General features: G+C 61.7%; 13 protein-coding genes and 1 riboswitch. Of the genes, 10 read left to right on the plus strand and 3 right to left on the minus strand.

Annotated features, from left to right (window positions below; genetic code table 11):
• The first annotated feature begins 4 nt into the window (after positions 1–4).
• Positions 5–235: a formate dehydrogenase subunit delta gene (locus tag AC3CBN_RS17715; protein WP_488634303.1), complete on the plus strand. Its 231-nt coding sequence runs from the start codon at positions 5–7 to the stop codon at positions 233–235.
• A 14-nt stretch (positions 236–249) separates the two neighbouring features.
• Here the strand turns inward: AC3CBN_RS17715 and AC3CBN_RS17720 are convergent, their stop codons facing one another.
• Positions 250–777 carry a molybdopterin-dependent oxidoreductase gene (locus tag AC3CBN_RS17720; RefSeq protein WP_488634304.1) on the minus strand — a complete coding sequence of 176 codons (528 nt, stop codon included), beginning with the start codon at positions 775–777 and terminating at the stop codon, positions 250–252.
• 225 nt (positions 778–1,002) lie between these two features.
• Between AC3CBN_RS17720 and napE the strand changes: the two genes are divergently transcribed.
• From napE to AC3CBN_RS17745, 5 genes are all read left to right on the plus strand, one after another.
• Positions 1,003–1,161, plus strand: coding sequence for a periplasmic nitrate reductase, NapE protein (gene napE / locus AC3CBN_RS17725; protein WP_488634305.1), 159 nt, complete (start codon positions 1,003–1,005; stop codon positions 1,159–1,161).
• Positions 1,162–1,225: 64 nt separating this feature from the next.
• Positions 1,226–1,522: a chaperone NapD gene (locus tag AC3CBN_RS17730; protein WP_488634306.1), complete on the plus strand. Its 297-nt coding sequence runs from the start codon at positions 1,226–1,228 to the stop codon at positions 1,520–1,522.
• Positions 1,519–4,014, plus strand: a complete 2,496-nt coding sequence (gene napA, locus AC3CBN_RS17735; RefSeq protein WP_488634307.1) for a periplasmic nitrate reductase subunit alpha — start codon at positions 1,519–1,521, stop codon at positions 4,012–4,014. The genes AC3CBN_RS17730 and napA overlap by 4 nt, the downstream gene beginning before the upstream one ends.
• 11 nt (positions 4,015–4,025) lie before the next feature.
• Entirely contained in the window at positions 4,026–4,592 is a 567-nt protein-coding gene (locus tag AC3CBN_RS17740; RefSeq protein ID WP_488634308.1) for a nitrate reductase cytochrome c-type subunit, read from the plus strand.
• Between the two features lie 2 nt (positions 4,593–4,594).
• Positions 4,595–5,194 (plus strand): cytochrome c3 family protein, encoded by a 600-nt coding sequence (locus tag AC3CBN_RS17745; protein ID WP_488634309.1) that lies wholly within the window; start codon positions 4,595–4,597, stop codon positions 5,192–5,194.
• 212 nt (positions 5,195–5,406) lie between these two features.
• On the opposite strand, the gene AC3CBN_RS17750 is transcribed toward AC3CBN_RS17745, so the two are convergent.
• Positions 5,407–5,835 (minus strand): VOC family protein, encoded by a 429-nt coding sequence (locus tag AC3CBN_RS17750; protein WP_488634310.1) that lies wholly within the window; start codon positions 5,833–5,835, stop codon positions 5,407–5,409.
• A gap of 201 nt (positions 5,836–6,036) precedes the next feature.
• Positions 6,037–6,130, plus strand: a riboswitch (glycine riboswitch).
• A gap of 68 nt (positions 6,131–6,198) precedes the next feature.
• On the opposite strand from AC3CBN_RS17750, the gene gcvP reads away from it, so the two are divergent.
• The 4 genes from gcvP (at position 6,199) to AC3CBN_RS17770 (ending at position 14,650) form a co-directional block, all read left to right on the plus strand.
• On the plus strand, positions 6,199–9,090 hold the full coding sequence (gene gcvP, locus AC3CBN_RS17755; protein ID WP_488634311.1) for an aminomethyl-transferring glycine dehydrogenase: 2,892 nt from the start codon (positions 6,199–6,201) through the stop codon (positions 9,088–9,090).
• A gap of 235 nt (positions 9,091–9,325) precedes the next feature.
• Positions 9,326–11,359: a type VI secretion system family protein gene (locus tag AC3CBN_RS17760; protein WP_488634312.1), complete on the plus strand. Its 2,034-nt coding sequence runs from the start codon at positions 9,326–9,328 to the stop codon at positions 11,357–11,359.
• A complete protein-coding gene (locus AC3CBN_RS17765; RefSeq protein WP_488634313.1) occupies positions 11,359–12,390 on the plus strand; it encodes a DUF2931 family protein in 1,032 nt (343 codons plus the stop codon). The genes AC3CBN_RS17760 and AC3CBN_RS17765 overlap by 1 nt, the downstream gene beginning before the upstream one ends.
• A gap of 706 nt (positions 12,391–13,096) precedes the next feature.
• Entirely contained in the window at positions 13,097–14,650 is a 1,554-nt protein-coding gene (locus AC3CBN_RS17770) for a carbohydrate-binding protein (protein ID WP_488634314.1), read from the plus strand.
• 134 nt (positions 14,651–14,784) lie between these two features.
• Here the strand turns inward: AC3CBN_RS17770 and AC3CBN_RS17775 are convergent, their stop codons facing one another.
• The gene (locus tag AC3CBN_RS17775; protein WP_488634315.1) at positions 14,785–16,098 is read right to left on the minus strand and encodes a type II toxin-antitoxin system HipA family toxin; all 1,314 of its coding nucleotides are present in this window, start codon (positions 16,096–16,098) and stop codon (positions 14,785–14,787) included.
• Positions 16,099–16,125: the final 27 nt, after the last annotated feature.

Raw genomic sequence — 16,125 nt, forward strand, 5'->3', positions numbered from 1 at the left:
CGTCATGAGAATCGAACGACTCGTCACCATGGCCAACGACATCGCGACCTTCTTCGAGGTCGAGCCGGACCACACTGCCGCGGTGAAGGGTGTGCACGATCACCTCCAGCGGTTCTGGGATCCGGTGATGCGACGCCAGCTGAAAGATCATCTAAATCACGGTGGCGAAGGTCTGCTGCCACTCGCCAAGGAAGCGGTCGCCGGGCTTGAAGTACCGCGCGGCGACGCCGCCTGAATGGTCGCTCCGCGTCAACGAGAGTCCCCGCTCGACGCATCGACCACTTCAATGCTGATGACATTGCGGACCCATCGCGCAGGCCGTTGATCGCCCGTCACCAACAACCGATAGGGACCTTCCGCGGATAACGGCTTCCCATCACGCTGATCGGCGAGCATGACCTGGGTATTGCCGAGCGTCGGATCCAGATCGGCCAGACCGAACACAACCTGGTAGTGATCGGCTGCCGTCACCCTGACAAAGCTCGCCAGTGCCTTGCCTCGTAGCGGCTTGTCGATGGGCGCGCCCGCGTGCGACAGAATCTCCCTCAAAGCGACGCCTCGCCACTCGCTGGGCTTTTCCTCGTGTGCCGCAGCGGTGACGCTGATGTGCGGCATGCCAGCCAGCGTCGTGGCGTCGAGCGTCAACGCCGACTTCCCCTGCACCTCTATCCGAACAACGTCGGAAGTCCCTGTGGCATTTTCCGTGCCGTGTGCCGCGAATATCAGGCAGCCTGTAAGGAGGAAGCCCAGATATCGATACCGGGTGCGTGCATTCATCGGCATGAGTCCTTCCCTATAGCCCCATTCACATGGTCTTCACCGCGCAAGTCAAGACTGCGCAGTGAGCACTTGCAAACACTTTAGTCGAAAGCCGCTGGGCGGAGATGGGGATGCCATCCGCTAACGTCGACCGTCTGACCTGAGTCAGAGGGTCGCTGTTTCGGCGGTGCTAACTTGAAAGTCAGAAATTAGGCACAGCGTTGCTGCCTCACCGAGGTACCTATGGAAACCTCATCGGAGATGGGCCTCAAACGCCAGGAGCGGACAGCATTTCTTTTGTTGGCCGTCGCCCTGTTTCCCATATTGGCTATAGCGATCGTCGCGTCCTTCGGCTTTGCCGTCTGGATCTGGCAGATGTTCAACGGTCCTCCGGGGAGTTGACCGCGATGGCCGACATCATGTCATTCCACTCGTGCCCGTCCAGCAATGCTGGCGAGGCCGCCGCATGAGCGACGAGCAACACATTTCCAGCCTGCTGGTTATGCACCGACATGATGCCGTGTCGGTACTCGATGCATTTGTCGACACGCATGCCGCGCTGAACATCGCCGCGCGTGGCGACTGTCGCTGTGTACTGCTGTGCGAGACCGATGACCAGCGCGCGCTGATGGATCACATCGACGCGCTGGAGACCTTGCCTGGCATCGTGAATGTATCCCTGATCTATCACCACGCGGAGCCCCGAGCCGAACTGGATGAACAGGTCGGGCCCGATATCTCGACCCGAGGAAATGACGTATGACCATGACACGACGCGAGTTCATACGTGACACCGCTGTGGCCATCGCTGCCAACGTAGCGGGTATCGCCTTGCCAGCAGGCGCCACCAATGTGTTGCTTGAAGGTGACCTCGCCCAGCTGAAGTGGAGCAAGGCACCCTGTCGCTTCTGTGGCACCGGGTGTGGCGTCAACGTGGCAGTGAAGAACGGTCGCGTGGTGGCCACGCACGGCGATCAGCTTGCCGAAGTCAATCGCGGTCTCAACTGCGTGAAAGGCTATTTCCTCTCCAAGATCATGTACGGCGCCGACCGGCTCACCCAGCCGCTGTTGCGCAAGAAGAATGGCGCCTACGCCAAGGACGGTGAGTTCACGCCGGTATCGTGGGACGAAGCCTTTGATGTGATGGCCGCGCAGTTCAAGCGCGTGCTGAAAGAGAAAGGACCCACGGCAGTCGGCATGTTCGGCTCAGGCCAATGGACGATCTGGGAAGGCTATGCCGCCAACAAGCTATTCAAGGCCGGCTTCCGCAGCAACAACCTCGATCCGAATGCACGCCATTGCATGGCCTCGGCAGTGATGGGTTTCATGCGCACTTTCGGCATGGATGAGCCGATGGGCTGCTACGACGACATCGAAGCCTCCGACGCGTTTGTGCTGTGGGGCTCGAACATGGCAGAGATGCATCCCATCTTGTGGACGCGCGTGACCGACCGTCGGTTGTCCAATCCCCATGTCAAGGTGGCCGTGCTGTCCACCTTCGAACATCGCAGCTTCGAACTGGCCGACATCCCCATCGTATTCACGCCGCAGACCGACCTGGTGATCCTCAACTACATCGCCAACCACATCATCAAGACCGGCCGCGTCAACAAGGACTTCGTCAACCAGCACACCACGTTCAAGCGGGGCGTCACTGATATTGGCTACGGCCTGCGGCCGGACAATCCGCTGGAGATGAAGGCAAAGAACGCCAAGGATCCAGGTGCCGGCGAAGGGATCGACTTCGAGCAGTTCGCCGCCTTCGTGGCGCCCTATACCTTGGAAAAGGCCGTGGAGATGACCGGCGTGGAGAAAGGCTGGCTGGAACAGCTGGCCGAACTCTATGCCGACCCCAAGACCAAGGTGGTGTCGTTCTGGACCATGGGCTTCAACCAGCACACGCGTGGCGTATGGGCCAACAACATGGTCTACAACCTGCACTTGCTGACCGGCAAGATCGCCACGCCGGGCAACAGCCCCTTCTCGCTCACCGGGCAACCCTCGGCCTGCGGCACCGCACGCGAAGTGGGCACCTTCAGCCATCGCCTGCCGGCCGACATGCTGGTAGCCAATCCCGAGCATCGAAAGCATGCCGAGGATATCTGGAATATCCCGCACGGCATCATCCAGCCCAAGCCCGGATTCCACGCGGTGGAGCAGAACCGCAAGCTTCGCGATGGCGTACTCAACGCCTACTGGGTGCAGGTGAACAACAACATGCAAGCCGGTGCGAACCTGATGCAGGAGACCTATCCCGGTTATCGCGATCCGCGGAACTTCATCGTTGTCTCGGACGCCTATCCGACCGTCACTGCTCAGGCTGCCGACCTCATCCTCCCTGCTGCGATGTGGGTGGAGAAGGAAGGCGCCTACGGCAACGCCGAACGTCGCACTCAATTCTGGCACCAACTGGTGAATGCACCAGGCGAGGCACGCTCGGACCTGTGGCAACTGATGGAATTTTCCAGGCGCTTCACCACCGACGAATGCTGGCCGGCGGACATCCTCGCAGCCAATCCGCAGTTCAAAGGCAAGACGTTGTTCGATGTGTTGTTCCGCAACGGCAAGGTGGATCGTTTTCCTACGTCTCAAATGGAGGCCGGATACGACAACCACGAATCGACCGCCTTCGGTTTCTACGTGCAGAAAGGTCTGTTCGAGGAGTACGCAGAGTTCGGTCGCGGCCACGGCCATGACCTGGCCGACTTCGATGCCTATCACCAGGCGCGGGGATTGCGCTGGCCGGTGGTCAATGGCAAGGAAACGCTCTGGCGCTATCGCGAAGGTACCGACCCTTATGTGAAAGCAGGCACCGGCTTCCAGTTCTATGGCAACGCGGACGGTCGTGCGGTGATCTGGGCGCTGCCTTACGAACCGCCGGCAGAAGTGCCTGATACCGAATACGACCTGTGGCTGTCCACCGGCCGCGTGCTCGAGCACTGGCATTCCGGCTCCATGACCATGCGCGTACCCGAGCTCTATCGGAGTTTCCCTCAAGCTGTCGTCTTCATGAATCCGGACGATGCAAAATCTCGCGGATTCAAGCGCGGCGATGAGGTTCGCGTGGTTTCCCGTCGTGGCGAAATGCGCTCACGCATCGAAACGCGCGGCCGCAACCGCATGCCTCCTGGCGTGGTATTCGTGCCGTGGTTCGATGCCGGCCAGCTAATCAACAAGGTCACGCTCGACGCGACCGACCCGATCTCCAAACAGACCGACTACAAGAAATGCGCCGTGAAGGTCGTGGCCGTCTAGGAGGACATCCCATGCGTGACAAACCACTTATCGCCATTGGCGGCCTGGTGTTGCTGGTTGTGGCGGCCGTTGCCTTCGTCGCAGGTCAAAAAACGACGGCCACTCGCCCCTCTTCCCAACCTGCTGCTGCCGCAAGTACGCATCCAGTGGCACCACTCCAGGCGCAAGTCGAGAGGGCACCTGCCGGCGAACAGATCGATGCCTTGCGTCGGGGCATTCCAGTGGACAAGGAAGGCGCGCCACCGCTGATGGCGCGCGTGGAGAACGCCGACATCAAGCGCAACCGCGCCTACCCGATGCAGCCGCCAACCATCCCGCACACCATCGAAAACTATCAAATCGACAAGAACTCCAACCGCTGCCTGCTCTGCCATGCGCGTGCCAACGCGGACAAGTTCCAGGCACCGCCAGTCAGCGTGACGCACTACATGGATCGTGACGATCAATTCCTCGCCACGATTTCGCCGCGACGTTATTTCTGCAACCAGTGTCATGTTGTACAGACCGATGCCAAGCCACTGGTGGCCAGTACGTTCAAGGACATCGATACCGTGCTCTCCGAAGCCAAGGAGAAATGACGATGTGGCAGCGGATCATGCAAGGCGCCCTGACGCTCTGGCGAACGATGCGCCGGCCCAGCGTCCACTACAGCCTGGGCTTCCTCACGCTGGGCGGATTCATCGCCGGCGTCATTTTCTGGGGTGCCTTCAATACCGGGCTGGAAGCCACCAACACGGAAGCCTTCTGCACCGGCTGCCATGAGATGCGCGACAACGTCTTCCAGGAACTGAAGACCACCATCCACTACAGCAACCGCTCTGGCGTGCGCGCCACTTGCCCTGATTGCCATGTGCCCCACCAATGGACCGACAAGATCGCGCGCAAGATGCAGGCCTCCAAGGAGGTTTGGGGCAAAGTATTCGGCACGATCGATACGCGCGAAAAATTCCTCGATCATCGACTGGAGCTGGCCGAGCATGAGTGGACCCGCCTGAAGGCCAACGACTCGCTGGAATGTCGCAACTGCCACAACTACGCCTCGATGGACCTGACACGGCAATCGACCCGCGCCGCGCAAATCCACAAGCGCTGGCTGGGTTCAGGGGAAAAGACCTGTATCGACTGCCACAAGGGCATCGCGCATCACTTGCCGGATATGGCAGGTATCCCGCAGGGGTGACTTGGTAGAAGCTGCCTCGCTCGCGGCGGTGAACAGGGCAAGGTGCTAGATCCCGGCTTTCGCCGGAATGATGAGCAGGAGAGACTCCTGGATGACGAACGGTCCATTGTCCTCTCGTCATTCCGGCGAAAGCCGGAATCCAGTGCCTTACGTCCAGCGAAAGAACACACACCGATGCCCTGCAAGGGCAGACAGCACCGCCTATCGGAACCTCAACCCACCGCCCTGATGGGTGGCCCCTTCAGCTCGACCATGTTGCCTTGCGGGTCGTACAGGTAGATCGACGGGCCCTCGCCCTTCGCCCCATAGCGTGAGCCGATCTCCCCCATGCGCACACCGTGGGCCTTGAGATGCGCCACGATGGCCGCTTCGTCGTAGTTCTCCACGCGCAGGCACAGATGATCCATGTTGTGCCCTTCCGCACCCGGCGCCGCGCCGCCCAGACGCCCCAACTTGCCGTCCAGCGACACCAGGTCGATCAGCGAATCGCCGGCCCGCAACTGCACCAGACCGATCTCGTCCTGCCGGCGTTCCTCACGGCAGCCGAGTACTTCGCAATAGAAACGCTGCATGGCGACGACATCGAGCACGCGCAGCACGACATGGTCGATCTGGGCCAATTGGAACGGGGGCTGTGTCATGGGAAGTTCGGGGGTTGGGGGGCTTTCATCTTAAGCCGGATGAGACGCGGGCCGCACGACCGCTGAAGAGCGCCGCCCGCGGGGAGGCAAACCTGCTCTCGGGGCCTTATAATCGTCGTTTAGCGTGTGGTGGGAGAAGCGGTGCGAACCGCTGCCGAAGGCGCAACGCCCGTAATCGCTCAGGCCCCATACCATCACCCGCACCAACACTCTGGAGAGACCGGTTAAATCCGGCGCCGAAGGGGCACGAAGCGCAAGCTTCCAAACTCTCAGGCAAAAGGACAGAGGGGCGCTACACGTGCGGCTTGCACGTCCGGCCTTGATCGGCCATTTCCGGACGCCCCTGTCATGAGTCCTGCCTCTATGAGTATGTCTGCCAATCCTTCCCTGCGCGACCTTGAGCACCACGACGCTTTCATCGAGCGCCATATCGGCCCCAATGACGCAGAAGTAGCCACGATGCTGCGCCTGCTGGGCTACGACTCGCTGGAAGCGATGACCGACGCCATCGTGCCGGGCAAGATCAAGTCGCCCGCCCCGCTGGCCCTGCCCGCCGCGATCACCGAAGTGGAAGCGCTGGCCAAGATCCGCGCCATCGCCGACAAGAACCAGGTGTTTCGCAGCTTCATCGGCCAGGGCTACTACGGCACGCTGACCCCGAACGTCATCCTGCGCAACATCCTCGAGAACCCCGCGTGGTACACGGCCTATACGCCGTACCAGGCGGAGATCTCGCAGGGCCGCATGGAAGCGCTGATCAACTTCCAGACCATGTGCGCCGACCTCACCGGCATGGAAATCGCCAACGCGTCCCTGCTCGATGAAGGCACCGCCGCTGCCGAGGCGATGACACTGGCCAAGCGTTCGGCCAAGTCCAAGTCCAATACGTTCTTCGTTTCCAACGCCGTGCACCCGCAGACGCTGGAAGTGATCAAGACCCGCGCCGAGGCGATGGGCATCGACCTGCACATCGCCGATGACAGCGAAGCGACCCACGTCGAAAGCTATGGCGTGCTGCTGCAGTATCCCAACACCTTTGGCCAGGTGCGCGATTACAAGGCATTGGCCGATACCGTGCACGCACGCCACGGCGTGGTCTGCGTCGCTACTGACCTGCTCGCGCTGACCCTGATCGCCTCGCCGGGCGAATGGGGCGCCGATATCGTGGTGGGCAACACCCAGCGCTTTGGCGTGCCGTTCGGCTTCGGCGGCCCGCATGCCGCATTCATGGCCTGCCGTGACTCCTACAAGCGCTCGATGCCGGGCCGCCTGATCGGTGTCTCCATCGATGCCGAAGGCAAGCCGGCCTACCGCCTCACCTTGCAGACGCGCGAACAGCACATCCGCCGTGAGAAGGCCACCTCCAACATCTGTACCGCGCAGGTGCTGCTGGCGGTGATGGCCAGCATGTACGCCGTGTACCACGGTCCGGAAGGCCTCACCCGCATCGCGCGCCGCGTGCATCGCCTCGCCGCGATCCTGTTCGTGGCACTACGCCAGGCTGGCGTGACCGTCGGCACTGACTTCTTCGACACGCTGCACGTCACCGGCGTGGATGCTGCTGCACTGCACGCCAAGGCGCGTGCGGCTGGTATCAACCTGCGCGCCATCGACGCCAACAGCGTCAGCATCAGCCTTGACGAAACCACCACGCGAGCCGACGTTGTCGCGCTGGCTACCGTGTTCGGCGGCACCATCGCCGACATCGATGCACTCGATGCCAACACGCACGACGGCCTGCCTGCCAACCTGCTGCGCAAGAGCAAGTTCCTCACCCACCCGGCCTTCAACACGCATCACAGCGAGCACGAGTTGCTGCGCTACATGCGTTCGCTGGCCGACAAGGACCTGGCGATGGATCGCACGATGATCCCGCTGGGCAGCTGCACCATGAAGCTCAACGCCACCGCCGAGATGATCCCGGTGACGTGGCCTGAGTTCGGCAACATCCATCCGCTGGCCCCCGCCGAGCAGGCGACTGGCTACAAGCAGTTGATCGACGAGCTGGAAGCGATGCTTGTGGAATGCACCGGCTACGATGCGGTGAGCCTGCAGCCGAACTCCGGCGCGCAAGGTGAATACGCGGGCCTGCTAGCCATTCGCGCCTATCACCGCTCGCGCGGCGAAAGCCATCGCGACATCTGCTTGATCCCGGAATCGGCCCACGGCACCAACCCGGCTTCCGCGCAGATGTGCGGCATGCAGGTGGTGGTGACCAAGTGCGACGCCAACGGCAACGTCGATGTCGACGACATCAAGCGCGCCGCCGAGAAGTTCAGCGAACGCCTTGCTGCACTGATGATCACCTACCCGTCCACGCACGGCGTGTTCGAGGAAGACATCGTCAAGATCTGCGAGATCGTGCATGAGCACGGCGGCCAGGTGTACACCGACGGCGCCAACATGAACGCGCTGGTGGGCGTGGCCAAGCCCGGCAAGTGGGGTTCGGACGTCTCGCACCTCAACCTGCACAAGACCTTCTGCATTCCGCACGGCGGCGGCGGCCCGGGCGTGGGCCCGTGCGCGGTGAAGTCGCATCTGGCTCCCTTCCTCCCGCGCACGTTCGGTGGCGAAGGCGAAGTGGGCATGGTTAGCGCGGCCAGCTTCGGCTCGGCTTCGATCCTGCCGATCAGCTGGATGTACATCACCATGATGGGCAACGGCGGCCTGCGTCGCGCTACCCAGGTGGCGCTGCTCAATGCCAACTACGTCGCCAAGCGCTTGGCCCCGCACTACGAGACGCTCTACACCGGCCGCAACGGCTTGGTGGCGCATGAGTGCATTCTCGACCTGCGTCCGCTCAAGGATGCCACCGGCATCGGTGCTGAGGACGTGGCCAAGCGCCTGATCGACTTCGGCTTCCACGCACCAACGCTGAGCTTCCCGGTGGCCGGCACGCTGATGGTCGAGCCGACCGAAAGCGAAAGCCAGTACGAGCTGGATCGCTTCGTCGACGCGATGATCCAGATCCGCGACGAAATCCGTGCCGTCGAGGAAGGCAAGCTCGATCGCGAAGACAACCCGCTCAAGCACGCACCGCACACTGCCGTGATGGTGTCGGCTTCCGAATGGACCCACGCCTACCCACGCGAACTGGCGGCCTTCCCGCTGCCCAGCCTCAAGCTGCAGAAGTACTGGTCGCCGGTGGCACGCGTGGACAATGTCTACGGCGACAAGAACGTGTTCTGCAGCTGCGTGCCGGTGGAAGCGTTCAAGGGCGAAATCGAAGCCTTCAGCGAGCCGAACGTCGCCTGATCAGGCTGTACATCGCGCCATAGAAAAAGGGCCCCGTAAGGGGCCTTTTTTTTGCCTTCGTGACGAACAGCCTAACCCGGCAAGTGGAGAACCTACGCACAACCATCGCAAGACAGAGCAACCGCCTTCACGTAATTGGGACGAGTCCGATTGAGTGCATCCAAGGTCAGCAGCTACACCAGAGCGTTCTGCAACTGGCGGGGCGACGTAGCCTGCCTGATCTTATGGAGTTCCCATGGCACAACGGAAAGGAATCACCTGCTGCGACACTACCGATCATGGTGGCCGCGTACTCGAAGGCTACGCCACCATGCGCCACAAGGGGCACCGAGTCGCCGGCAAAGGGCACAAAGTGTTTTGCCCCAAATGTCACGGCGTTTTCCCCATCGTCGAATCCACCGCTTCGTTCCTTGGTTACGCCCCTGCACTCGAAGGCATGCGTACGGGATGTGGGGCCCGGTTAATCGCCTCGCGCGATGACCTGTGGTTCGACGAAGACCCTCAGCTGGAAGAAAGTCGAGCCGCCGCCAAGAGCGCCGAGAACGTGGACACCGCAGCGCCAGTTAGAGACCCGCCACGGCGTGATGGCGACGGGACCACCATCGCTGCCGATCCCGCATCGACGGATAACGCGGCGACCAATGCCGTGCACGTGGTGTTTCGCATCGGCCTGTTCAACGACGGCACCGGCAACAACTACCCCAACAGCCAAGCGGCCATGGAGCGCTGCACGCCGCAAGCGGTTGATTTGGACAAACACCCAGGCGTGCTCGAACAACTCATGGCGACCTGCCGTAAGGAGAACGGCGTGGATGGCATCAGCTATGCGGGCGGTGAAACCAACGTGCATCGACTGTATGACTTGTACGAGGAAACCGAGCAATGGGAAAAAGTAAAAACTGGCAAAGACGGCCGTCGCTATATCTATCGCCATGCCTATATCCACGGCATCGGCACCCAAGAGGAACACCCCGATAGCCTGTACGCCTCAGCGCTGGGCTGGGGGCCTTCCGGCGTCATCGCCCGTGCCGAAGAGGCTGTCACAGCCGGCGTCCAACAGATCGCCAAGTTCGTCGAAGACAACCCCAGCACGCCTATCGTCATCGATGCAGTGGAGTTCGATTTGTATGGCTTCAGCCGCGGCGCCACCGCGTCACGCCATGTCGCCTCGTTGATCCGCCACGCAGGCGACGACGGCGTCATGGCCCGCAAGCTGCGCGAGCGCCAGCTGCCGCTCAAGCCCGACTGGAACGGCGGCAACAAGAGCGATCTGCGCATCCGCTTTATCGGCCTGTACGAATCCGTAGCCGCCATCGGCATACCCAACGACAACAACAACGACCCGGTGAAACTCTATCTCGACGACGACTGTGCCGATGATGTGTTTCATCTGGTGGCGCGCGACGAGTGCCGGGAGAACTTTGCCCTCAATCGCGTCATGCCGTACCGGCATGTCGAAGTGGCAGTGCCCGGGGTGCACTCCGACATCGGTGGCGGCTACCACATGAGCGTCATGGAAGAGGTCATTCTGACCGGGCCAGAGGTGAGCGTGGAAAGGCTCGATCAGGCGCTCTATACCGAGTTGACCTATTTTGCCCAGCGTTACGGCAATCGTCAGTCGCTGGATTCCTATCTCGACAAGGTGGCTAGCCAGAGCGCTGCCATGCAGCGCACCTGGCGTCAGTACCACGAGGCCCCCAACCTGGGCAAGGACTGGCTGATCGACCCTGCGCTCAACCCGGAGCCCAACGGCGACAACTACAAGATCCAGCTCTGGCCCAAACTGACGGGTGATCCACAGCAACGCTTCCGTGGCGCGATAACCGACGTAGTGCTTCAGGTGATGGCGGCACTGGTAGCGCTGCGGCAGGTGCGCGGTGAGTATCAACTGGTGACGTTGCGCATCATGCATGCGGTGTCACAAGCGGCGGGTGTCCAATTTGCGAAATCACCGGACAAGGTTCCCACCCTGTCGTTGCCCGCTGACTTGCTAACCATCCACAGCAAACTGCTGGCCTACGCACAAGCGGGCGGCAAGGGCGAGCTTCCGCTAACACTTGACGAACAGCAGCAGCTGAGTCGCCGCTACCTACACCAGTCCGCCCACTGGAATCCGGGCGAGTGGAAACCCGACTTTGAGGAACGCCCCAACGGCGCCGCACACGCCACACTGCCCGCGTTGTGGGGCGCGGATCTGAAACTGGTGTTTCCCATGCGACCCGCGGACAAGCGCCGTCGGCTGATCTTCGACCAAAAGAAGGGACACTGATGAATCGAGCACGCTGCAAGTCGTGGCGTTTCCTGCCCTTGCTCTCGCTGATGTTGGCACTGCCCGCCTGCGCCAGCGAGCAAAGCCGCAGTGAAGCGCGCATTGATCGTTTGCTGGATGACGCCTGCCCGCATTGGGCCATGGGAGTGATCGCACCCGGCTCTATGGAGGCCTGGGTGGAGGATGCCTCGGTAAAGGATGATCGCGGACGCTGGGCCGGCGTTTTTAACGGCATGGCCGGCGACATGGCCCAAACCGAAGGTTGGCCACCCCTGAACCGCTTCGGTAACAGCACGGGCCCCCAGTTCGGCAGCGTCGGCGCGCCCATGGAAGTCTCCATTACCTGGCAATCGCTGGCCGAACCGCAGACCTATACGTGGCATTTCGTCGTGCCTGAGTCCATGCGCCAGGCCATGGCGAAGGAGGAGCCAGTGGAATGGCTGGGCAAGTCCAGCATGGGCTGCCGCAGCAACATCATCCTCGGCGTCGCGCCCGGCGGCTTTACCGCAGTGTGGATCGGTGGCAATGGCACACACACGACCGAGATGCTGCGAGGAAAAGCGGAGATCGAACCGTTGGGTCCCGATCGAGGCCAGCACGAAGGGCGTTACGTACGTATCTCCGAGGACGCCAAGGCATACGTCGAAACCCACGGCATCCCCTACGCCTCCTGGGCGCTGCCACCTGGCTATAAGCCCACCGTCTCCGTGGACGATATGCCTGCGCCGCCGCCTATCGACATCGCCGCCCATCCGGATGGCACGTACGTGTTGAACGACGTGATGGAAGTGGGCTCCACCCTGCAACTGCAAGCCGATGGCACGTTTCAGGGCGCGATAGAAATCGGCTCTGCCTATGGCAAAGCTTCCGGCCGCTGGACGCTCAAAGGCAACACCATCACCTTGAGCACCCGCCGCACCTCAGGCGCACGCGATCTCGCGAGCATGTTCGATCACATGCAGTTGACCATCGACGGTTCCTGTCTGCGCACCGGGCTCATCGGCACGAATGCCTGCTACTTGCGCCAATAGATGACGGAGACCGCAACACATATTGGGATGTCACGGCGATGCGTCCTATTACAGCAACGCAGCTGCGTGCCGGTAGAAGCGTTCAAGGGCGAGATCGAAGCCTTCAGCGAGCCGAACGTGGCGTAACGCATCGCTCATCAGTCGTGCATGTAAAGGGCTCCGTTCGCGGAGCCCTTTTTTGTTGCCGCTTTGCTTTTTTGTAGGAGCGCACCCTGTGCGCGACCGCAGCGGTTCGTCGTCACCGCGCCGCAGGCTCGTCGCGCACAGGGTGCGCTCCTACAGAAAGGCCATCCTCGCACCGTGACGCATGCAGACAACGTTGTCAGACTTGTCTTCGTCCGGCTGGTTCCTGCATTTCGCAGCCAGCCCGGCCCCATCGCACCGCATCACGCCAATACCGCTTTATATACGCCATAGAACCACCTTAAGCGCTGCAACGCAGAAAATATTTGCTGCACCGCGGGACATAACCACTTCGTCATGAGCACGACAATCGACTGTCATTTTCACGGCCGGCGTCACAGTTCTCCCGAGTCATTGGAGACAACGTTGTCATTAGGGACTCAAGACGACACCGCTCCAGCCGCAGCATTCGCCGCGGCACGCAGGAATACATCGGAACGACACGCCCTGATGGCCGACGGGAAACGGCCAGTCGCCAAGAAACATCCACCCAAACGCTGCAATGCCACAAGGAGAAATTCCTATGCGTGTAAAGCAATCGGTGATGTGGGTACGCACGGCGCTTCATGCACTCGCCAGCACGGCGGGTGGCGCCATGGCTATGAGTTTGATGACGATGGCCCCGGTCCAGGTCGTGCATGCGCAGAGCACACCTGCCTGCGCGGCGACCTGGAGCGCCAGCACCGCCTATAGCGGTGGTGCCGTGGCCAGCGAAAACGGCACCAACTACGTGGCGAACTGGTGGACTCAGGGCAACGACCCTGCCACCAACAATGGCGCCACTGGTTCGGGCCAACCGTGGACCTCTCAAGGCGCCTGCGGCGGCAGCGGCAGCGGCACGGGCGGCGGTGGGAGTGGCGGCGGTTCGTCCGGCACATGCGCATCGGCCTGGGTCTCCACTCAGGTGTATACCGGCGGCAACGTCGCCAGCGAAAACGGCACCAACTACGTAGCCAACTGGTGGACTCAGGGCAACGACCCCGCCACCAGCAATGGCCCCACCGGCTCGGCCCAGCCCTGGACCTCGCAGGGGAGCTGTACCGGTAGTGGCGGTGGCACAGGTGGTGGCGGTACCGGCGGCGGTGGCACGGGCGGCGGTGGCGGCACAACCAATCCGCCTGGTACGGGCGCGAACCTGTTGTTCAGTCCCTACAAGGACATCACGGTGAACCTCAACTGGAACACCAACGTGATGCAGACGGCGACTGCAACGGGCTCGTCGATTCCAGTCGTCGGCAGCGGAAGCCTCAAGTCGAACTACGTCACCAATCTAAGCGCGATCACGCTCGCCTTCGCCACCGGCGAATGCGGCAGCGAGAACTGGGGCGGTGTGCCGGCTGCGAGCTTTGTCAGCGCCAACATTTCCGCACTCTCTAGCGCAGGCTTGCCCTACGTCGTCTCCACGGGTGGCCAGGCCGGCGCGTTCACCTGCGGCAGCACTGCGAACTTCGCCACCTTCCTCTCGCGCTACATGTCGCCGCAGATGGTGGGCGTGGACTTCGATATCGAGGGCGGTCAGTCGCAGGCGCAGATCAACGCACTGGTGGCTGCTGCGGTCTATGGCCAGAGCCTGTATCCGAACCTGCGCTTCTCCTTCACGCTGGCGACGCTGGGTGCATCGGACGGCAGTTATGGCGGCCTCAACAGTGTGGGTGACCAGGTGGTGAAGGCCATCAAGGCCTCCTCGCTTACCAACTACACCATCAACCTGATGGTGATGGACTTCGGCGGCCCGAGCAGCGGCGTGTGTGTGGTGTCCGGTGGCGTGTGCGACATGGGCCAGTCGGCCATCCAGGCCGTGACCAACCTGCAGCACACCTATGGCATCCCGGCCAGTAAGATCGAGCTGACCCCGATGATTGGCGTCAACGATGTGTCGAGCGAGAACTTCTCGGTAGCCAATGTCGACACCATCACCAGCTACGCCGTCAGCAACGGCCTCGCCGGCCTGCACTTCTGGTCGCTGGATCGCGACAACCCGTGCAACCAGACCACCGCCTCGCCCACCTGCAATTCGGTGCCTTCGAGCACCCGGCTGCAGTTCACGAAGCGGTTCCTGAGTGATCTTGGGAGGTAACTGTCCGAAGAAAGCGGGGTGGCGAGCCGGCGCCTTCGCCGGCTCGCCACCCACTTGCTAGTTCGTCGCGCTGCATCCTCCCGAGTCGCTCGCATGACGGCACGTTTACATACCCAGGATTTCTTTGGGCAGCATCATCGTCGGTCCGGCTCGGCAGCGAGGCGCTTGACTGCAAGGCCGATGCCATCACTGACGGCAGCGAAAATTGTCGCTGGAAAATCCTTGGGCAAACGATCGGCAACGCGCTGAATGGTCTCTGGTGTCCGCTGGATGATCTGCTCAATCAACATCGACGCGGTAGACAGACCCAAGGCCTCTGCCATGGCGACCCAATGCCAGCGGTGGATGTCATGAAGTGCGTAGTGTCGATTCTTCCCTTCGACGGCCATGGCGAGTTTTGCCTTGCGTGGATCCAGCTTGCTGGCACCTCTGCCCATGACCGGGTAGCTCGACAGGATGTCGTACAACGGCGTCATGCGATAGGCGCCACCGGGTAGCACGCGTAGGCTGAAGTTCTTGGCGTGACCGTCAGTGGCAGCCATCAGCCAGAACACCAGTTGCGCCTGGAAGAACATCGTGCGGTCTTCGGCGGCTGCGTCCGAACCACGCAGTACTTCCATGATCTGGCGGATACCTGGGCCACCATCCGCTTCGTATTTGAGCGATGGCGGCAAGCCCAGGGCCTGGCAGAAATCTTCTTGCGGGATACGCTGCCACCACTTGCCGTTGCGTGACAGGGCGCGGTCAAAACGCTCGACGATGAGCGCCTTCTGATCTTCGAAGATGCCTATCTCGACATTGGCTACAGGCAGCCCGAATTCGCGCGCGATCTCCATGCATAGCCACTCGATCTCCACCGAGTCGCGCAGGTCGGCACGAAGGTTGCCCACCAGCCCAAGAGGTAGCTTGAAGATATGCGTGCTGGGTGTCGCCCCGTGGGGAATGCACCAACGCCCACGATGCTTCAGCAGCGCCGTCTTCTCTTGCGCACCGGCAATCGACAATCGGAAAGCATCGGATTCCGCAGCATTCAATGGGCCGCCAATGGTGGTGTCGCGCAACAGCTGGGCGATGCCAGCGTCATCGAGTGACTCGGCCTCGATGCGATGCGCATCGCCGGGTGATTCATCGGCCGGCACCAACTGCACCGCGCCGGCGCAGTCACGGCCTATGGTCGCGAGTAGGTCAAATGCTGACAGGGACCTGGCGTGATAACGATCGCGCAAGCGGCGCAATATCCGCTCGTTGTCGGGGATGAGGTTTTCGAAATAAGCCCCTACCGCGCCTGATCGCAATGGCACACCCTGCCCTGCGCCGTGCGAACGGGTGAACGGCAAGGAGAGCGACAGTGGGCGTCCCTCAGGTGCATCCATCCACGCTGGGTCGTAGGTCAGACGCTCCGAACCCGACCGTGCACGTTCCCAACGGCCCACGTAGAGGCCGTTCATCCAAATATCGAGTGCCGATATGTGCGC

The organism is Dyella sp. OK584 (assembly GCF_057787755.1).